An 18,977-nucleotide genomic window follows, 5' to 3' on the forward strand; every position below is an offset into this window, starting at 1 on the left:
AGGAGGAGGCATGAAGGAAGAGAGCGTCGTTTTCCCCTCCGGAGGCGTCCGGCTCGAGGGCCAGCTGGCCCGGAACGACGGAAACCGGGCCGTCGTGATCTGCCATCCCCACCCGCAGATGGGCGGCAGCATGGACAACAACGTCGTGGAGACCCTGGTCGTCGCCTACGGCGGCGCCGGATTTGCAACTCTCCGCTTCAACTTCCGGGGCGCCGGACGCAGCGGAGGATCCTACGACGAGGGCCGGGGTGAGCGGGACGACGTCCTGGCGGCGGTCGCTTTCCTGGCGGGGGAAGGATGCGGAAACATCGAGCTGGCGGGCTATTCCTTCGGCGCCTGGGTGATTTCGAGGGTCCTGGCGGTTCCGGGAATGGCCTTTCCGTCCATCCTCGTTTCGCCTCCTGCAGGATTCATGGAGTTCGATTTCAGCGGCTGGCCGGGGAACGTCCGGCTCGTGACGGCCGGAGACCGCGATCCCTACCTTGACCAGGAGCTGGTTCGGGAGGAGGCCCGACGGGCCGGGGCGGACTTCGAGGTCATTCCGGGGGCCGACCACTTCTACGGGGGGAGGGAGCGCCTCCTGCTGGAGGTTGTCAGGAAACGGCTGTCTGTTTCCTGATGCGGGTCTGTGGGGTCTGCAAAGGTCGCCGCCGGGATGAAAACATCTTGCATTTTTGTTTTATCGATGATACGGCAGATTGCACCGGTCGCGATGACAGGGTTTTCATAGGGTATCTCTAACGCCGGCGTGAAGGTTTTGTAGTGATTCAAGTTTTTCGCTTTTTTTAGGTCACGGGCTGCCCGCAGATGGCTGCGGGAAGACGTGGCCTTTTTTTATTCCACCGGCCGGTGGGGGGATTTCGTTTGAAAGGAGGGAAGTACTTTGGCACAGGGTAAGGTTAAGTGGTTCAACGAGAAGAAGGGGTATGGCTTCATCGAGAACGATGAAGGCGGCGATGTGTTCGTTCACTACAGTTCCATTCAGTCAACCGGTTTCAAGACGCTCCAGGAAGGCCAGCGAGTAGGCTTTGAAATCGAGCAGGGCAAGAAAGGCCCCGCTGCCGTGAAAGTCCAGCCTATATAAAGCAGGCGGAATTCTAGGAGATGCCCCGACCATACCGGCCGGGGCATTTTTTTTGGGGCGGGCTGTTGAAAAGGGGTCGTCTGCAGCGTTGCCCTCGTCCTTCGCCGCTCGACGTACCAAAAGTACGACTCGCGGCTCATGACTTCGGGCGCCTTGCATCCAACCCCTTTTGAACAGCCCGCCATACTTCCGCATTTCATCTTTTTCTATAGAGAATCAGTCGCGGATGGCGACTGGCATGTGGGAGGGGGGCATCCTTCGCGCTCAGAAGCGTTTTTTCGACCCTGCAACGTCTCGCTCCGCTGCAAAGTCATAACTCGCACCGGACGGCGCTCAGACAGATGACTTTGCGGGCGCTGCGCTGCGACGGCAGGGTACCCCGAAAAAGCCGCTATTCGCGCTCCGGGAAGACCCCCTCTCCCCGACCAATGTCCGCGGGGGCGCGACCGGGGGTTCCCAGAGGAGCAATTGGAAAACGTTTCCGGACCCCAGGCTCTTCGGTTTCAGAAGGCGATGAGCGGAAACGTTTTCGCGACGGCGGGAGCCCCCGTGGCAGCCCCCGCGCCACGATACGAATCAAAAAGAAAAAAATGGAGAGAGTGCGGGCTTGAAATCCGCCCCCCTTTTCACTTCGCTTCCTCAAACAGCCGCAGCTTCCCGGAACGAGCGGATCTCCCGCAGCGCCCGGCGGCGGATGATGAAGAACGCCACGACACTGGAAAGGGGCTGGGCCATCCAGACGCCGCTGACGCCGAAGAAGGGCGGCAGGAAGATCAAGAGCGGCACCAGGAGCAGCATGTCCCGGACAAACATCAGCCACATGGCCGTTGTTCCCTTCCCAAGGCCGATGAACATGTTGATCCACACCAGCGCTGGGGCGATGATGACCATGGCGGAGACGAAAATGCGCAGCGCCGGCACGGCCATCTCCGTGAGCCGCGGATCCGTCGAGAACAGGCTCAAGACCTGGGGCGCCAGGATCTCGATGAGAAGAAAAGACGCCACCGCCAGGATAACGGAAAACCGGGTGGCAACCCGGACCGTCTCGATGAGCCGGTCATAACTCCGGGCGCCCGCACTGAAACCGACCATGGGCATGACGCCGTGACCCACGCCGAAAAGAATCATCATCACCAGGCCGTTCACCCGGAAGCACATTCCGAGCGTCGCCAGGGCCTCGTCACCGAAAGGAACGAGGGCGTGGTTGTAGACGATGATGACGAAGCCGATGACGAAGTTCATGATGATGGAGGGCAGCCCCGTCTGAAAGATGGACCGGAGAATGGCCGGATCCGGCCGCATGATGCTCCAGTCCAGGCGGTACCTGGAGGTCCGGAGGCTGAGGAAATAGAGGGACAGAAGGCCCGCGGCGGACTGGGAGATGACGGCGGAATAAGCGGCGCCCCGGATTCCCATGGCCGGTACGGGGCCCCAGCCCCGAATCAGCAGGGGATCCAGGACGGCCCCGATGGCGGCGAAGACGAGGATCACGTACATGGACTGGTTCGGCCTGCCCTCGGCACGGAGCAGGTTGTTCGCCATCATGAGAAACAGCAGACACGGGGAGGAGCAGATGATGATCGTCAGGTAACTCCGCCCGAGGGGCAGGATGTCGCCGGTGGCGCCGAAGATCCGGAGCATGCCGTCCGGATTGGCCAGGGTGACGGCGATCAGGAGGATTCCGAAAAGGAAGGTGAGGAGAAAGACCTGGCCTGCCGTCTTCCGGGCGGCCTCGATGTCGCCTGCCCCGAACATGCGGGCGGCGTAGGAGCCGGCCCCCACGCCGGTGCCGATCCCCACCGCGCCGATGATCATCTGGATGGGGAGGCTCACTGTCAGGGCCGCCACGGCCTGATGGCTCGTCCGGGCAAGCCACAGCGTATCCATGAGATTGTAGAGGGCCATGGACAGCATGGCGGCCATGGAGGGCCAGCTCATCCGGAGGAGAAGGGGAAGGATGGGGCCCCGGCCCAGGTCCAGGGTTTTGTCAGTCATGGGGAAGAATCCGCCCCTGGAATTGTAAAACGGGGGAAATCCTGCTAACACGCATATGCCGCGCAGTTCAAGACAATTCGGAGTAAGGGAGCAGGCTGTTGAAAAAGGGCTGTCTGCGGCGTTGCACTCGGGCATTTTTGAACAGCCCGCTCGGGTGCTGCCGATGTTCGCGGGGGCGCGGCCGGGGGTTTCCAGAGGAGCGTTCGGGAATGCTTTTCCATCCTTCCGGTGTTCGGCTTCTCGATCAGCGTGAGGCGGAAAAGCTTCCGCGACGCCGGAAGCCCCCGTGACAGCCCCTGCGCCCGAGATTTTAAAAAATCCGTTCCGGCTTTTGCGCAACTGCATCACGAAGGAATGAACATGGAAATGCAACCGGTGAATCTCATCGCCATCGTCGGCCCCACGGCCTCGGGGAAGACGCGGCTCGCCGCCCGGCTGGCAAGGGAGACGGGCTCGGAGGTGATCTCCGCCGACTCCCGGCAGGTCTATCGCGGCCTCGACATCGGTTCCGGCAAGGACCTGGGAGACTACGTCGTCGACGGCGTCCCGGTTCCCTGTCACCTGATCGACGTGGCGGATCCCCGGGAGGAATTCAGCGTGTTCACTTATCAGAAGGCCTTCCGGGCCTGCTTCACGGAGCTTTCCCGGCGGGGCCTCGTTCCGGTCCTGGCAGGTGGCACGGGGCTCTACATCGAGGCGGTCCTCCGGGACTTCCGCATGGAGGAGGTCCCGGAAAACCCGGAACTCCGGCGTGAACTCCGCGACCGGAGCGTGGAGGAGCTGGCGGGTCTCCTCCGCTCCGCAAACCCGCGCCTGCACAACACGTCGGACCTGGGGGACCGTGCACGGCTCCTCCGGGCCATCGAGATCGCCCGCCACCGGGCCGATGTCCCCGCGGAACCCGGTCCGGCGCTCCGGCCCCTGGTGGTGGGGGTTCGCTGGGAGCGGGCCGTCCTTCGGCGCCGTATTTCGGAGCGCCTGGAAGTGCGCCTGGCCGGAGGCCTTGTGGAAGAGGTGCGGCGGCTTCTCGATTCGGGCGTTTCCCAGGAGCGGCTCCACGAACTGGGCCTCGAGTACCGCTACATCGGCCTCTATCTGAAGGGGGACCTCGCGTACGATGCGATGGTCCGGACCCTCTCGATCCGCATCGGCCAGTTCGCCAAGCGGCAGGAGACCTGGTTTCGGGGCATGGAGCGCCGGGGCGTTCCGATCCGCTGGATCGAAGGCGGCGACTACGAGGCTCTCCGGAACCTGGCGAAGGCGGCGATGTCATGAGCGTGTCCCGGACGATCCGGCGCTATCTCGACGGATGGGCGGAAAAGCCCGTCCATCCTCTCTTCTCGGGTCCCCTGGACGGCCTCTCCCGGGCAATCGTTATCCCGGCTCTTGCGGAACGGGACTCCCTTTTTGCGACGCTGGCGGATCTGGCCCGCCAGCCCGGGGCGGAGCTTGTCCGCACCCTGGTCATGGTCGTGGTGAACAACCGCCGTCCCGACCTCGAGTCCGAGGAGGACGTCCGGAACAACCGCGAAACCCTGGAGATCCTGGAAGGACTTATTCGCGGGGACGGGCCGGGACCGCGGGCCGGAAAGCCCGAATTCGCGGAGGACCTGGAAATCATCCGCCGGAGCCCTCTCCGCCTGGCGGCCGTCGATGCCTCCTCCCCGGGATTCGAGATCCCCGACCGGGACGGCGTCGGCCTGGCGCGAAAAATCGGCCTCGACCGGGCCCTGTCCGTGCTCGACGGGGAACGGGAGCCTGTCTTTCTTGTCTGCCTGGATGCCGACACCCGCGTGGACGCCGGCTACCTGTCGGCTGTCGGCGCCTTCTTCGACCGGGCCGAGGCCCCCGGGGCGGTCATCGACTACGCTCACCAGGAGCCGGCGGACCCGGTTCTCCGCGAGGCCATCCTGCGTTACGAAGTGTTTCTCCGAGCCTATGTCCTGGGGCTCCGCCTGGCCGGTTCGCCCTATGCCTTTCACACGGTCGGCTCCACCATCGCCTGCACGGGCGAAGCCTATGCCGCCGTCCGGGGGATGAGCCGGCGCCGGGCCGGGGAAGACTTCTACTTTCTCAACAAGCTGGCCAAACTGGGACCCGTCGGCCGCATCGGCGGAACCGTCGTCCGCCCTTCGCCCCGGCCGTCGCTCCGCGTTCCCTTCGGGACAGGGCGGCGCATGGCCCGCGTTCTCTCCGGCGAGGAGGCCGTCGCCGGAGAGCTGTATGAGCCGGAGATCTTCCGGATCCTCCGGGAATGGATCGGCCTGGCGGAGGAAGACCCGGACCGCTCCGGGGAGGCCCGGCTCGATCAGGCCCGACGAATCCACCCGGTCCTGGGACGGTTCCTGGAAGAACAGGCCTTTCCCCGCGCCTGGGAGTCGATCCGCCGGCAGGCGCCGGGTCCCGCCCATCTGCGGCGACAGTTTCACGGCTGGTTCGATGCCTTCCGGACCCTCCGGGCCGTTCACGCCCTCCGGGACGGAGGGCTGCCGAACATTCCCCTGCTCGAAGGGGCGACGCAGCTTCTGGAATGGACGGGATCCCGGTCCGGAGCGGACCGCCGGGAGGAAGGCGGGGAAACAGCCGGGGAACTGCTGGCGGCCCTGCGCGGGGAGGAACAGGCCGCATCGGTGTTCCGCCGTTTCCATCCTTGACGCCGCCCTTCCTTTTCGCATATACAACGGAAAATTTTTACAATTTCAGCGAACCGGCGGTCTTAGCCGCCGGCGCCGGACAGGGGGAAGACCCCGCCGGGAGGAGGAAATATTTTCATGAAGCGTGTGGTGTATGCGTTCGGTTCCATCTTGCTGGTCCTTATGCTCCTGATTGCTCCCGCGGGCTGCGGCAAGGAAGACAAACCCAAGGAAACCGCCGAGGCACCCCAGCAGGCCCCGGCTCCGGCGCCCGTACCCCTGCCCGGTACGGCAGGACCTGAGACGCCGGCTGCGGCGACGGCGGCGCTCCCCGTCCCGCCGGATGTCGTGGTGGAAGTGGACGGAACGAGGCTCACCCAGGGCCAGATCGACACCATCGTAAAGAAGCGCCTGGCCGCCGTGAAAGAGAAGCTCTCCGCGGAGCAGAAGAAGAAGCTCCGCGACGATCTGCGCAAGCGCATCATCGAAGACTTCGTTGCCCGGACGCTCCTGGCCGACGAGATCAAGCGGCGCAAGGTCACCGCCTCCGCGCAGGAGATCAACGAGGCCATCGAACAGGTCAAGGGGACCCTGCAGCCGGGGACAACCCTCGAGGACCTGATGAAGCAGAGCGGAACCTCCCAGGCCCAGCTCCAGGAGGAGATGGCCTTCGGCGTCAAGCTCGACAAGCTCGTGAAGATCAGCATGGGCAAACAGGGCAAGCCCACCGATAAGGAGATCACCGCCTTCTACGAGAAGAACAAGAAGACGTTCACCATCCCCGAATCGGTGAGGGCCCGCCATATCCTGATCGCCAAGGCGACCGGCGATGACGAGAAGACAAAGGCGGAGAAGAAGGCCAAGGCGGAGGACATCCGCAAGCAGCTGCTGGCCGGGGGCAACTTCATGGAGCTGGCGAAAAAATACTCCGAATGCCCCAGCAAGGAGCACGGCGGCGATCTGGGAGAGTTCCCCCGGGGCCAGATGGTCAAGCCCTTCGATCAGGCCGCCTTTTCGCAGAAGGTCAACGAAATCGGACCCGTGGTGGAGACGGACTTCGGCTATCACATCATCCAGGTCCTGGAGCACAACGCCGTGCGGCCCATGCCCCTGGAGAAGGTGAAGGATCGCGTGTCCCTCTATCTGGAGCACCAGAAAAAGAGCCAGGCCCTTGTTGCGCTGGTCAAGAAGCTCCGGGAAAAAGCGAAAGTCGTTCTTTACAAGCCCGTATAACGCAAAAGGAGGTCCGGCCATGCGGCATCGTCAGGCGGGGAAGGTTTGCGACGGTCTCTGGTATCTGGGGCGGGAAGAGTCTGGTGTCTACTACCTCAAGGGACGGTCGGGGGCGGTTCTGATCAGCGGCGGGCTGGCTCACATCCTTCCGGACGTCCTCGACCAGATGAAGTCCTTCGGCCTCGATCCTGGGTTCCTGACCAGCATCGTGATCCTCCATTCCCACTTCGACCATGTCGGCGTCGTTCCATATTTCAAGCGGACCTGGCCGGCCGTCGAAATTTGTGCGTCCGCGCCCGCCTGGAGCATCCTGTCCATGCCCAAGGCTGTCGGCGTTGCCAATACCTTCAGCCTGATGGCCGCCAAAATGGCGAAAGCCGAGGGAGGCCTTGCGGGATACGATTACGAATGGCGGGACGACGTCCGGGGGACGACGCTGAAGCAGGGAGACCGGATCGACGTGGGTGGATTTTCCCTGGAGATCCATGAGACTCCCGGGCACTCCTCCTGTTCGATCACGGCCTACGAGCCGGGCCTCAAGGCTTTGTTTGCTTCCGATGCCGTCGGCATTCCCTATCGGGACATCCTGTTTCCATCGGCGAATTCGAGCATGGCCCAGTACCTGGAGAGCCTGGAGAAGCTTCGGCCCCTGCCGCTGGCGATCGTCGGGGCGGACCACTATGGCTACGTCACGGGCGAGGAAGCGGCCGGGTTCATCGATGCATCCGCCGTGGAAGCCCGGAAACTGGACGCGGAGATGCGGGAGATTCTTCGGAGCAGGGGAGGCGATGTCGAGGCCGCCGCGAAGGCCATGAACGCCCTGTTCTTCGAACGGTGCTCCGATTACTTCATCGCCCCCGAGATTCTCGAGGGGGTTTTCAAGCAGATGATGAAACACATCGCCAAGTCTGCGTGAGGGGGCGAGGCGACCCGGCAATAGGGGGGCAGATTTGAAATCTGCCCCCCTATCAACCCGAAACTACGCGGAGACGATTTCAAATCTGTCCCCTTTTCAGCCAATAGGAGAATGTCATGACCGAAGATCAGCATATCCATGATGCGGGAGAAATGAACGCGACGGATGAAACGCGGGACGCCGACGGGCAGCAGCGTGTCCGGGTGAACCAGCAGAACCTCTATCGGGAAGAAACCTTCTCGGATCTCCAGGTGGCGGTGATCCGTCAGTTGACGCCGGTGAAGCCCAACGGAGAGCCGGACAAGACCCGGAAGATCCTTTTCGCCGGACAGACCCAGATCATGACCCCCCAGGGGCCGCTCCCGATCCAGTTTCCCATCGATGCGAAGAATCTCCAGCAGGCCCTGGATCTCTTCCCGGAAGCAATGGAGGCCTATGTGGAGAACCTGATGGCGCAGGCCCGGGAGATGCAGCGCCGGGAGTCTTCCCGCCTGATCGTTCCGCAGCAGGGAGGGGACAGCCGGATCATCCGGTAGTCAGGGGAGCGGAGTCCCGTCCTTCCGGTCATTCGTAGCCCAGTTCGATCAGGCGTTCCTCCGTAATGCCGAGGAAATGGGCCACCTCGTGGACGACGGTGATTTCGATCTCCTCCTCCAGTTCCTCCACGGTCCCGCACATCTCTTCGAGGGGTTCCTGGAAGATGAGGATCGTGTCCGGATAGAGGGGCGGGTAGCTCACGGAACGCTCCATCAGGGAGGATCCCTGATAGACCCCCAGGAGGGGGTAGTCGGGAGGGAGGTCCATGTCCCGGAGGAGTTCCGGGGACGGCCGCTTCCGGACGGAGATCACCATGTTGTCCAGGTACTGCCGGATCTCCCCGGGAATCCGGCGGATCGCCCGCTCCACCGCCCGGTCGAATTCATTCCTCGGAACCCTCATGCTTTTCCTCCCGGGGCGCTCGAGCCCGCAGCATTCCCGCCGGTTGATGGGCGGCATCATACCATGGCCGCGGGAAGGAGGAAACCCCTGCGGCCGCCCGTGCCGGTGCGGGACGGCCAAGGCCGCCCTTGCAGCGAGGCCTCCCGCCTCGACAAATCTTTCGTTTCGTCATATGATGCCGCATCTTGAGGGAGAGAATACCATGGCCCGTTTACGCCCGGGGTTCCTTCCTGCGGTCCTGGCGGCGTTTCTGATCCTGGCCGCGGTCGTCCCCGCGGTTTTGGACGCCGCGAAGGACGGCCCCGAAACGGAGGTGCCGGTCCGGATGGCCCGGATCGTCCGGGAGTATCCCCACGACCCCGAAGCCTTTACCCAGGGACTGCTGTTTCATCAGGGGTTTCTCTACGAAAGCACGGGTCTCTATGGCCGGTCCGCCGTAAGGGAGGTGGCGCCGGAGAGCGGGGCTGTGCTGCGGATCCACCGGCTGCCGGGGGACCGGTTCGGCGAGGGGCTGGCCCGCTACGGGGAGCGCCTGATCCAGTTGACCTGGCGTTCCCGGGTCCTCCTCGTCTACGACCGGAAGACCTTCCGCTTCCTGGCCGAATTTCCCTATCCCCGGGAGGGCTGGGGACTGGCCAGCGACGGGAAGCGTCTCATGGCCAGCGACGGGACGGACCGACTGTACGTCCTCGATCCCCGGACGTTCCGGACGCTCCGGTCCGTCGCCGTGACCGACGCGGGCCGTCCGGTCGACCGGCTCAACGAACTGGAGTTTGTGGACGGCCGGATCCTGGCAAATGTCTGGGAGAGCGACCGCATCGCCCGCATCGACCCGGATTCGGGACGGGTGGAAGGGTGGATCGACCTGGCGCCCCTCCGGGAGCGTCTCCGGGGGACCGCCGCCGGGACGGCCAACGGGATCGCCTGGGACGCCGCCGGGCGCAGGCTCCTGGTGACCGGAAAGAACTGGCCCCTGCTGTTCGAGGTGAAGGCCGATCAGCCCCAAAGGTGAACCAGCATGCCCCACGACCTGATGTCGGACATCCTGATCATTTTCGGCCTTTCCGTGGGGGTCCTCTTTCTCTTTGCGAAGATCCGCGTCCCCGCCCTGGTGGGATTCATCTTTACGGGGATGCTTGCCGGTCCCCACGGGTTGGGGCTCATCCACCAGGCGGAAAACGTGGAGATCCTGGCCGAGGTGGGGATTGTGGCCCTCCTGTTCACCATCGGGCTTGAGTTTTCCTTCCGTCACCTCGTGAAGATCCGTCGCTCCGTCCTTTTCGGCGGGTCCCTCCAGGTGGGCCTCACAACCCTGGCCGGAGCCGGAATCGCGGCGCTGGCGGGCTTTCCCGTCGGCCAGTCGCTGTTCTTCGGCTTTCTCCTCTCCCTGAGCAGCACCGCCATCGTGCTCAAGGCCCTGCAGGACCGGGCCGAGCTGGATACGCCCCACGGCAGCGCCGCCCTGGGCATCCTCATTTTCCAGGACCTGGCCATCGTTCCCATGATCCTGCTGGTTCCCCTCCTCGCGGGAATGCAACGGGGCGCGGGACCCGACCTGTACATGGCGGTGGCCAAGGGCACCCTTGCGATCGCGGTCATCGCCGCCGGGGCGAAATGGATCGTCCCCTTCTGGCTTCACGCCGTCGCCCGCTCCCGGAGCCGCGAGCTCTTTCTGCTGGCGGTGATCCTCATCTGCCTGTCCGTCGCCTGGCTGACGAACCTGGCCGGACTGTCGCTCGCCCTGGGGGCGTTTCTCGCGGGACTGATGATCTCCGAGTCGCCTTACAGCCACGAGGCGGTCGGCCATGTCCTGCCCTTCCGTGACGTCTTCACGAGCTTTTTCTTCGTCTCCGTCGGGATGCTCCTGGATATGGCGTTTTTCCTGGCCCAGCCGTTCCTCATCCTGGGATTGACCATCGCGGTCCTGCTCCTGAAGGAAGTGCTGGCGGCGGGAACCGTGGCGATCGAGGGGCGCCCGCTCCGGGTCGCCATCATGGCGGGCCTGGCGCTCAGCCAGATCGGAGAGTTCTCCTTCGTCCTGTCGAAGGTCGGCATGAACTACGGCCTGATGAGCCCCCGGATGTACCAGATCTTCCTGGCCGTCTCGGTCTTCACCATGGCCCTGACCCCCTTCGTCATCGCCGGATCCCCGCGCCTGGCGCGCCTGATCCTGTCCTGGCCGCTGCCGGCGCGTTTCAAGAAGGGCGGCTCGCTGTATCACAGCCCGAAAGAGACCTTCCTGGGCGATCACCTGATCATTATCGGATTCGGCCTGAACGGGCGGAACATCGCCCGGGCTGCCGGGCAGACGGGCATCCCCTACGTGATCCTCGAGACGAACCCGGACACGGTCCGGGAAGAGCGACGCGCCGGACTGCCCATCCATTACGGCGACGCCACCCATGAGGCGGTCCTGGATTCCGTGGGCGTCCGGTCGGCCCGGACGCTGGTTGTGGCCATCAACGATCCCACGGCGACCCGGAGGATCGTCGAACTGGCCCGCCGTCTCAATGGGCGGCTCCACATCATCGTGCGGACCCGGTATCTCGGCGAGATGGCTGCGCTCCACGAGTTGGGAGCCGACGAGGTGATTCCCGAGGAATTCGAGACGTCCATCGAGATCTTCGCCCGGGTCTTGAGGAAGTACCTCATCCCGAAGCCCGAGATCGACCGCTACGTCAGCGAAATCCGAACGGGCGGCTACGACATGCTCCGAGCCCTGGCACCCGAGGCGGGCGTCTGTACGGACCTCAGGATCTGCCTCCCCGACGCGGAGGTTGCCACGTTCCGGATTGAGGAGGAATCCGTGGCGGCCAGCCGGACCATCGGCGACATGGCCCTCCGGAAAAAGCACGGCGTGACGATCCTGGCGATCCGGCGAGGTGACGAAATGCTCTACAATCCCGACCCCGCGATGCAGCTCTCCACCGGGGACATCCTGGTTTCCTTCGGTGCACCGGAGCAGACGGCCGCCGTGGCCGGTCTCTTCGCGGCGGGTGGACTTGAACCGGAGCGGGACGCGGGTGCGAAAAACTCCTGATGGATTCCCGCCGCGCGGCAGACCACTGGAACCTGCGGCGCCCTTGACGGCGTCTTGCGCCGGGGGTAAGGTGGAGGCGCCTCCCGGCGCCGGAAGCGGATTGACGGATGCCGGGCGGGATAAGCGAAAAGAACGGGCGGAAGGAGTTGTGACATGAGGTGGACGGGGAAGAAGGTTGCCCTGGCCCTGGGCGGCGGCGGCGTGCGGGGATTCTCACACGTGGGTGTGCTCGCCGTCTTCGAACAGGAACGGATCGACATCGACCTGATCGCCGGCACCAGCGCCGGGGCCCTCATCGGCGGGGCCTACGCCGCGGGTTCTTCCCCGAAGGAGATCCAGAAACGGATCGATGAATACATCGCCTCTCCCGCGTTCCAGGACTCGGAGCTCAAGGCCATCGGCCTCTCGGTCAGTCCCGTTGAGAATTCCGGCCGGCTGACACAGCTCCAGACGTACCTGAGAGGCCGTTATTACATGCTCCGTTCCGTCTTCCGGCCCTCGATCCTGCCGCCCAAGGATTTCGCTTCTCTCATCGACTTCTTTATCCCCGATATCGACATCCGCGACACGCGTGTTCCCTTTCTCACCGTCGCCACGGACCTGCTGAAGGGGCAGGAAGTCGTCTTTTCCGAGGGGTCCCTTCGCCAGGCCGTCCTGGCGAGCTGCTCCGTTCCCGGGGCCGTCGAGCCCGTCCGCTGGGGAGAATGGCTCCTCGCGGACGGGGGCATCACGAGCCTGGTCCCTGTCCGGGCGGCCCGGAAGGCCGGGGCCGACGTAGTCATCGCCGTGGTGGTCGATCGGGATCCCCTGGAGACGGCACAGTTCGAGACGGCCCAGGACGTCTTTTACCGGGCCGGCGAGATCACCTCGGACCGCCTGCAGGCGGAGGAACTGCGGGACGCGGACGTTGTCATCCGGCCCCGGGTGGGGGACCTGCACTGGATGGACTTTACCCGCGCCCGGGACCTCATGCGGATCGGGCAGGAAGCCACCCTGGAGGCGCTTGGGAAAATCGAGGAAGCACTCCCGGTTTATAAGCGGGCTTATCGGTTGGCGGGACGGATAGTGCCGTCCTTGCGCAAGCGGGTGTAAGGCCGCTGAAAAAGGGCCGCCTGCGGCGTTGCCCTCATTCCGTAACGCTCGACGTACGATAAAGTACGCCTCGCGTCCCGGAATTTCGGGCGCCTTGCATTCAACCCTTTTTGAGCGGCCTTTACGTTGAAGGTGGGCAGGCTGTTGAAAAACGCCCGTCTGCTTCGTTTCCCTCATCCCTCGCCGCTCGACGTACGAAAAACCATTGGATCCCATCAAAATCAAGAAAGGGGGATCGTCATGATTTCCGGACACTCGAATCCATCCCGTCGCCCGGCGGGACTTCTTCTCGTTTTCCTGTCGCTCCTGCTGATTCTTTCCGCGGGGCCGGACGCCTGGGCCGCCGCTCCGGGGGTCGAGCAGTTCAGCCCCCAGGGAAACGTGCGGAACGTCCGGCAGGTGGCCGTCCGCTTCGGCACCGCCATGGTGTCCCTCGGCGACCCTCGCCTGGAGGATCCGTTCACGGTGTCCTGCCCGGAAAAGGGCGGCGGCCGCTGGGTGGATCCGCGGAACTGGGCCTATGACTTTGCCCGCGACCTGCCGTCGGGAATCCTTTGCCGCTTCGAGCTGAAGCAGGGCCTGAAGGACCTGGAGGGCCGCACGCTCCCGCCGGCGCAGGCCTTTTCCTTCTCCACGGGCGGCCCCGCCGTCCTGCGATCCTGGCCGGAGGAGGGCAGCGAAAGCATCCAGGCGGACCAGGCCTTCGTCCTTCTCCTCGACGGGGAGGCCGACGAGGAATCGATCCTGAAGCACGCCTACTTTTCCGTCGCGGGGATTGGAGACAGGATCGGGATCACAATCCTGTCGGGCGAAGAACGGGTGGCCATCCTGAAGGCCCTGGGCCTTCAGAAACAGGGAAAGAAGGTGCTCGTGATCCGGGCGCGGCGCATGTTTCCCGACGTGACGGCGGTCAACCTCGTCTGGCAGGGTGGCATCCTGTCCCGGACGGGGCTGGCCCGGGACAAGGACCAGGTCCTTGCCTTCAAAACCCGCGGCCCCTTCCGGGCGGAGTTCCGCTGCTCCCGGGAGAAGCCGGACCGGTCCTGCATCCCCCTCTTGCCGATGGGGGTGCGATTCTCGTCTCCGGTACCCGCGGCGGCCCTCGGCAAGATCACCCTCCGGACGAAGGCGGGACGGGTCTTCAAGCCCCGCATCCGGTCCGATGAAGAGGACTCCGGCCATGTCGAACGCGCCCTCTTCGAGGGACCGTTTCCCCAGGGGAGCGATTTCACGCTGACCCTGCCGCCGGACCTCCGGGACGACGCCGGCCGTTCCCTGAGCAACGCCGCCCAGTTTCCCCTGGCCGTGAAGACCGATTCGTACCCGCCCCTGGCAAAATTCGCCGGGCGGTTCGGCATCGTGGAAAGCCGCGCCGGGGCGCTCCTGCCCCTGACGGTGCGGAACCTGGAGGCGGATCTGGCCGCCCAGCTTCTCCGGGTGGAGAAGAGGCCGGGGCAGCCGGGTCCGGAAGTGAGATCCGCGGAGCCTGCCGGAAAGAAAAAGACGGTCCTCGACCAGCGCCTCTCCGGCAAGATCCGCCCGATCGAGTCGGGCCAGGAGGCCCAGGTCATTCGCTGGCTCTATCGCGTCGCCGCGGCGAAGCGGGAGGCTCCCGTCCTGAAAGAGGAAAAGGGCGTCCGGACGCTGCCCGTCTCCATGCCGGCGGGACAGCAGGCCACGCAGGTCGTGGGTCTGAAGATGCCGGGACCGGGATTCTATGTCGTGGAGATGGAGAGCCGGATCCTCGGGGAGCGCCTCCTGGACAAGCCGGCGCCGCTCTATGTTCCCGCCGCCGCCCTGGTGACGAACCTGGCGGCCCACTTCATGTGGGGCCGCGAGTCGTCCCTCGTCTGGGTGACCACCCTGGACAAGGGCGCCCCCGTGAAGGGCGCCGCCGTGGCGCTCCGGGACTGCTCGGGCCGCCCGGTCTGGGAGGGAAAGACCGGTCCCGACGGGATCGCCCTCATCCGGAAGGCCCTCCCGCGGGAAAACCAGCTTCCCCGCTGCAAGGGGGAAACGAACTGGGAAGAGTCCTCCAGGGCCCTGTCGGACATCCACGGCGGCCTTTTCGTCTTCGCCCGGTCGGGCGCCGACATGACCTTCACCCACTCGAGCTGGAATGACGGCATCGAGCCCTGGCGTTTCAACATTCCGACGGGCTCGGGCGGCTCCGAGGGGGCCATCGCCGCACATACGATCCTCGACCGGACCCTCTTCCGGGCCGGCGAGACGGTCCACATGAAGCACGTGATCCGGCTCCGGACGAGCGAAGGGTTCGTGTTTCCCGGGGCCGCTTCGATGCCGAAGGAGCTGGTGATCGAGCACCGGGGAACCGGTCAGGAGTACCGGCTGCCCCTGGCCTGGCAGCCCGGAGGACTGGCTGTGAACGTCTGGCCGATCCCGCAGGGGGCGAAGCTCGGCCTTTACGACGTATCCCTCGCCATGAGCGGCAAGCACGGGATGAGACGGACCTCCGGCACCTTCCGGGTGGAGGAGTTCCGGGTGCCGCTCATGAAAGCGACCGTCCAGGGCCCCCGGGAGCCCCTCGTGAACGCCCGGCAGGCCGACGTGGACCTCTCGGCTTCCTATCTGTCCGGAGGCGGCGCCAACGGCCTGTCCGTGAAACTCCGCGGGGAGGTGCGCCCCCGGAACATCTCCTTTCCCGACTGGGAGGGATACGAGTTCAGCGGGGAGCCGCCGGAGGAGGGGGTGACCGAGCGGCACCGACGGGAGTTCATGGCGGATGAGGATGAAACGGATACGGAGCGGGCGGAACTGGAGCGGGACGGCGAACGTTCAAAGGGCCGGCTGGCCGTACAGGATCTGATTCTGGGTACCGGCGGGACCATCCGGACCCGGATCGCGGACCTGCCGGCGGCGGACCGGCCCCAGGAAATCCATCTGGAGATGGAGTTCCGGGATCCCAACGGTGAGGTGCAGACCGCCGCGACAAACGTTCCCCTCTATCCCTCGCGGCGGCTGGTCGGCATCCAACCCGAGTCCTGGGCGGCTTCCCAGGAGAGCCTGCGCTACCGTGTGGCGGTGGTGGACCTCCGGGGCCGGGCCGTTCCCGACGCCGAGGTGTCCGTCGATCTCTACACCCGGAAGGTCCTGAGCCACCGGGTCCGCCTCGTCGGCGGATTTTACGCCTACCGGAGCAGTGTCGAGGTAACGAAGGTCGGCCGGCACTGCTCCGGCCGGACCGATAAAAACGGCCGGCTGATCTGCGAGGGGCCCGTATCCCAGTCGGGAAGCCTGATCCTGGCGGCCCGGACGGCCGACGAGCAGGGGAACGCGGCCCAGTCCCGGCGCACCGTCTGGGTGGCCGGAAAGGAGGACTGGTGGTTCGAGGCCGGAAACGACGACCGGATGGACGTCCTGCCGGAGCGGCGGCACTACGAGCCGGGGGAGACGGCCCGCTTCCAGGTGAGGATGCCCTTCCGGAAGGCCACGGTCCTGGTGGCGGTCGAGCGGGAGGGGGTCCTGGAGGCGTTCACGAGGACGCTCTCCGGCAAGGGGCCCGTCCTCGAGGTCCCCGTCGGGGAACGCTGGGCGCCCAATGTCTTCGTATCCGTCCTGGCCGTGCGGGGCCGCACCGGGACACCGGCCCCGACGGCCCTGTTCGATGCCGGGAAGCCTTCCTGGCGCTTCGGCATCGGCGAGATCCAGGTGGGCTGGAAGGCCCACGAGCTCAAGGTCCAGGTCCTTCCGGAGCGGGAGACCTATCGCATCCGCGAACGGGCGGGGGTGAAGATCCGGGTCTCCCGGGCCGACGGCCGGCCCCTTCCGAAAGGGGCGGAAGCGGCCGTCGCCGCGGTGGACCGGGGCCTGCTGCAGCTCCTGGACAACGACAGCTGGAGGCTTCTGGAGGTGATGATGGCCCGCCGGTCCTGCGAAGTGACCACCTCCACGGCCCAGTCGATGATCCTGGGGAAGCGCCACTTCGGGCTGAAGGCGATGCCCCACGGGGGAGGCGGGGGCAAGCAGGTGACCCGGGAGCTCTTCGATACGCTTCTCTTCTGGAACGGGCGGGTCACCCTGGACGAGCGGGGGGAGGCCTTCGTGACGATCCCCCTGAACGACTCCCTGACGAGCTTCCGCATTGCCGCGGTGGCCCTGGCGGGTCCGGACCTCTTCGGGAGCGGCGGCGCGGACATCCGGACGACCCAGGACCTGATGGCCCTCTCGGGCCTGCCGCCCCTGGCGCGTGAAGGGGACCGCTTCGATGCGACCTTCACCCTGAGGAACACGACGGATCGACCCCTCGATGCGGAGGCCGTCCTCGCGGTCGAGGGGCTTCGCGACCGGCCGGAGACGAGGCGCGTGAAGATCCCCGCCGGGTCCGCCCTGGACGTCGTCTGGTCTCTCTCCGTTCCCGCCGGGGTCAGGACTCTCCGTTACGAGCTCGAGGTCCGTGAGGTGGGCGGCGCCGCGGCGGATCGCCTGAAGATCCAGCAGCGAGTCGTCGAGGCAGTCCCGGTGCGGGCCTTCCAGGGGACCCTGGAGCAGCTCCGCCCGGAGGTCCGGGTTCCCGTGGAGAAGCCTGCGGACGCCCTGGCCGGCCGCGGCGGCCTGCAAGTCAGTCTCCGGCCCCGGCTGGGGGAAGGGCTGGAAGGGGTGCGGGACTACATGGAGCGGTACCCCTATACATGCCTGGAACAACGGGTCTCCCGGGCGGTCGTCCTGGGAGACCGGGGCCTCTGGCAGTCCATCGTGAACGTCCTGCCGTCGTATCTGGATTCGGACGGTCTCCTCAAATATTTCCCGGGGATGATCCTGGGGAGCGACGTCCTGACGTCCTACGTCCTGTCGGTGACGCACGAGGCGGGCCTGTCCCTTCCAGACAGCCTGAAGGAGCGGATCAGCCGGGGGCTGGGTGAATTCCTGGCCGGCCGGGTGAGGAGGGCCGGGAGCCTCCCCACGGCGGACCTGGCCATCCGGAAGGTCGCCGCCGCGGAGGCCCTGTCCCGGTACGGGAAGCTTGACGTCCAGGCACTGACGGCCATTCCGGTGGACCTGGAGCTGTGGCCCACCTCGGCGGTCATCGACTGGATCCGCCTGCTCCAGCGCCTCGAGGGCCACGCCGGACGGGAAGCGAGCCTCAAGGAGGCCTTGAAGATCCTCCGGGCCCGCTTGAGCCTGCAGGGAACCGTCCTCGCGTTCTCGACGGAGCGAAGCGACGGGCTCTGGTGGCTCATGGCCTCGGCGGACGCCAATGCCGCCAGGGCCATGCTGGCCCTCCTCCCCGAGAGCGGCTGGCGGGAAGACATGCCCCGGCTGGCCAAGGGATTCCTGGGGCGGATGAAGCGTGGGCGGTGGGACACCACCGTGGCCAACGCCTGGGGGATCCTCGCGGCCCGCGGTTTTTCGTCGCAATACGAGAAGGATCCCGTGGCGGGCGCGACGACGGCGGGTCTGGGAGCGGCGGCGAAAAGCCTCGATTGGGCGTCTACGCCCCGGGGAGGCGTCCTTGCCCTGCCGTGGCCACGGGGGGCGGACTCCCTCCGGCTGGTCCACCAGGGCGGCGGAGCCCCTTGGGCGGAGGTCCGCAGCCTGGCCGCGGTGCCCCTGAAGAAGCCCTTCTCGGCGGGCTACCGGGTGACCCGGACGGTCCATGCGATGGAGCAGAAGAAGAAAGGGGCCTGGAGTGCCGGAGACGTTCTCCGGGTGAAACTGGAGATGGACGCCGCCGCCGACATGACCTGGGTCGTCGTGAGCGATCCCGTCCCGGCGGGGGCCTCGATCCTGCGGACGGAGCTCGGCGGAGGATCGTCCCTCCTCCTGGCGGGGGAGCAGTCCCGGGGATACGCCTGGCCGGCCTTCACGGAGAAGTCCTTCGAGGCGTGCCGGTTCTATTACGAGTATGTGCCGAAGGGGAAGTGGTCCGTGGAGTACACCCTGCGGCTGAACAATGCCGGGACGTTCCAGCTGCCGCCGACGCGGGTGGAGGCCCTCTATGCTCCCGAGATGTTCGGCGAGGCGCCGAACGGGATCCTGAAGGTCGGGACGCCGTGAGGCGGGTCCGGAGGTACTGCGGGATGGGAT

Annotated in this window: 13 protein-coding genes; 11 read left to right on the forward strand and 2 right to left on the reverse strand. The window is 65.7% G+C overall.

Features of this window, described 5'->3' with window-relative positions; all coding sequences use genetic code 11:
- Positions 1 to 10: 10 nt before the first annotated feature.
- Together HPY65_07250 and HPY65_07255 are read left to right on the forward strand one after the other, a co-directional pair.
- On the forward strand, positions 11 to 619 hold the full coding sequence (locus HPY65_07250; protein NPU84269.1) for an alpha/beta hydrolase: 609 nt from the start codon (positions 11 to 13) through the stop codon (positions 617 to 619).
- A gap of 264 nt (positions 620 to 883) precedes the next feature.
- Positions 884 to 1,084, forward strand: coding sequence for a cold-shock protein (locus HPY65_07255; protein NPU84270.1), 201 nt, complete (start codon positions 884 to 886; stop codon positions 1,082 to 1,084).
- A gap of 639 nt (positions 1,085 to 1,723) precedes the next feature.
- Here HPY65_07255 and HPY65_07260 read toward each other — a convergent pair.
- On the reverse strand, positions 1,724 to 3,079 hold the full coding sequence (locus tag HPY65_07260; GenBank protein ID NPU84271.1) for an MATE family efflux transporter: 1,356 nt from the start codon (positions 3,077 to 3,079) through the stop codon (positions 1,724 to 1,726).
- 366 nt (positions 3,080 to 3,445) lie between these two features.
- Between HPY65_07260 and miaA the strand changes: the two genes are divergently transcribed.
- The 5 genes from miaA (at position 3,446) to HPY65_07285 (ending at position 8,397) form a co-directional block, all read left to right on the forward strand.
- Positions 3,446 to 4,354, forward strand: coding sequence for a tRNA (adenosine(37)-N6)-dimethylallyltransferase MiaA (gene miaA, locus HPY65_07265; GenBank protein ID NPU84272.1), 909 nt, complete (start codon positions 3,446 to 3,448; stop codon positions 4,352 to 4,354).
- The gene (locus HPY65_07270) at positions 4,351 to 5,733 is read left to right on the forward strand and encodes a glycosyltransferase family 2 protein (protein NPU84273.1); all 1,383 of its coding nucleotides are present in this window, start codon (positions 4,351 to 4,353) and stop codon (positions 5,731 to 5,733) included. Before miaA ends, HPY65_07270 begins: the two co-directional genes overlap by 4 nt.
- Before the next feature lie 117 nt (positions 5,734 to 5,850).
- Positions 5,851 to 6,945 carry a hypothetical protein gene (locus HPY65_07275; protein ID NPU84274.1) on the forward strand — a complete coding sequence of 365 codons (1,095 nt, stop codon included), beginning with the start codon at positions 5,851 to 5,853 and terminating at the stop codon, positions 6,943 to 6,945.
- A 19-nt stretch (positions 6,946 to 6,964) separates the two neighbouring features.
- The gene (locus tag HPY65_07280; GenBank protein NPU84275.1) at positions 6,965 to 7,861 is read left to right on the forward strand and encodes an MBL fold metallo-hydrolase; all 897 of its coding nucleotides are present in this window, start codon (positions 6,965 to 6,967) and stop codon (positions 7,859 to 7,861) included.
- A 152-nt stretch (positions 7,862 to 8,013) separates the two neighbouring features.
- The gene (locus HPY65_07285; GenBank protein ID NPU84276.1) at positions 8,014 to 8,397 is read left to right on the forward strand and encodes a hypothetical protein; all 384 of its coding nucleotides are present in this window, start codon (positions 8,014 to 8,016) and stop codon (positions 8,395 to 8,397) included.
- A 28-nt stretch (positions 8,398 to 8,425) separates the two neighbouring features.
- Here HPY65_07285 and HPY65_07290 read toward each other — a convergent pair whose 3' ends face one another.
- Positions 8,426 to 8,800 (reverse strand): metallopeptidase family protein, encoded by a 375-nt coding sequence (locus tag HPY65_07290; GenBank protein ID NPU84277.1) that lies wholly within the window; start codon positions 8,798 to 8,800, stop codon positions 8,426 to 8,428.
- Between the two features lie 202 nt (positions 8,801 to 9,002).
- Here HPY65_07290 and HPY65_07295 point away from each other — a divergent pair, with 202 nt between their 5' ends.
- From HPY65_07295 to HPY65_07310, 4 genes are all read left to right on the forward strand, one after another.
- Positions 9,003 to 9,812: a glutaminyl-peptide cyclotransferase gene (locus tag HPY65_07295; GenBank protein ID NPU84278.1), complete on the forward strand. Its 810-nt coding sequence runs from the start codon at positions 9,003 to 9,005 to the stop codon at positions 9,810 to 9,812.
- Between the two features lie 6 nt (positions 9,813 to 9,818).
- On the forward strand, positions 9,819 to 11,840 hold the full coding sequence (locus tag HPY65_07300; protein ID NPU84279.1) for a potassium transporter KefB: 2,022 nt from the start codon (positions 9,819 to 9,821) through the stop codon (positions 11,838 to 11,840).
- A 153-nt stretch (positions 11,841 to 11,993) separates the two neighbouring features.
- Complete coding sequence (locus tag HPY65_07305; protein NPU84280.1) at positions 11,994 to 12,932, forward strand: hypothetical protein; 939 nt, start codon at positions 11,994 to 11,996, stop codon at positions 12,930 to 12,932.
- 240 nt (positions 12,933 to 13,172) lie between these two features.
- The gene (locus HPY65_07310; protein NPU84281.1) at positions 13,173 to 18,947 is read left to right on the forward strand and encodes an alpha-2-macroglobulin; all 5,775 of its coding nucleotides are present in this window, start codon (positions 13,173 to 13,175) and stop codon (positions 18,945 to 18,947) included.
- The last annotated feature ends 30 nt before the right edge of the window (positions 18,948 to 18,977 follow it).

The organism is Syntrophaceae bacterium (genome assembly GCA_013177825.1).
Classification (GTDB): Bacteria; Desulfobacterota; Syntrophia; order Syntrophales; family PHBD01; genus PHBD01.

What these genes read in the sequence shown, in the direction of transcription:
- HPY65_07270 (NPU84273.1), top strand. Translation starts at nt 4,351, where the DNA reads ATGAGCGTGTCCCGGACGATCCGGCGCTATCTCGACGGATGGGCGGAA.
- HPY65_07285 (NPU84276.1), top strand. Translation starts at nt 8,014, where the DNA reads ATGAACGCGACGGATGAAACGCGGGACGCCGACGGGCAGCAGCGTGTC.
- HPY65_07280 (NPU84275.1), top strand. Translation starts at nt 6,965, where the DNA reads ATGCGGCATCGTCAGGCGGGGAAGGTTTGCGACGGTCTCTGGTATCTG.
- HPY65_07260 (NPU84271.1), bottom strand. Translation starts at nt 3,079, where the DNA reads ATGACTGACAAAACCCTGGACCTGGGCCGGGGCCCCATCCTTCCCCTT.
- HPY65_07310 (NPU84281.1), top strand. Translation starts at nt 13,173, where the DNA reads ATGATTTCCGGACACTCGAATCCATCCCGTCGCCCGGCGGGACTTCTT.
- HPY65_07275 (NPU84274.1), top strand. Translation starts at nt 5,851, where the DNA reads ATGAAGCGTGTGGTGTATGCGTTCGGTTCCATCTTGCTGGTCCTTATG.
- HPY65_07290 (NPU84277.1), bottom strand. Translation starts at nt 8,800, where the DNA reads ATGAGGGTTCCGAGGAATGAATTCGACCGGGCGGTGGAGCGGGCGATC.
- HPY65_07295 (NPU84278.1), top strand. Translation starts at nt 9,003, where the DNA reads ATGGCCCGTTTACGCCCGGGGTTCCTTCCTGCGGTCCTGGCGGCGTTT.
- HPY65_07300 (NPU84279.1), top strand. Translation starts at nt 9,819, where the DNA reads ATGCCCCACGACCTGATGTCGGACATCCTGATCATTTTCGGCCTTTCC.
- HPY65_07305 (NPU84280.1), top strand. Translation starts at nt 11,994, where the DNA reads ATGAGGTGGACGGGGAAGAAGGTTGCCCTGGCCCTGGGCGGCGGCGGC.
- miaA (NPU84272.1), top strand. Translation starts at nt 3,446, where the DNA reads ATGCAACCGGTGAATCTCATCGCCATCGTCGGCCCCACGGCCTCGGGG.
- HPY65_07250 (NPU84269.1), top strand. Translation starts at nt 11, where the DNA reads ATGAAGGAAGAGAGCGTCGTTTTCCCCTCCGGAGGCGTCCGGCTCGAG.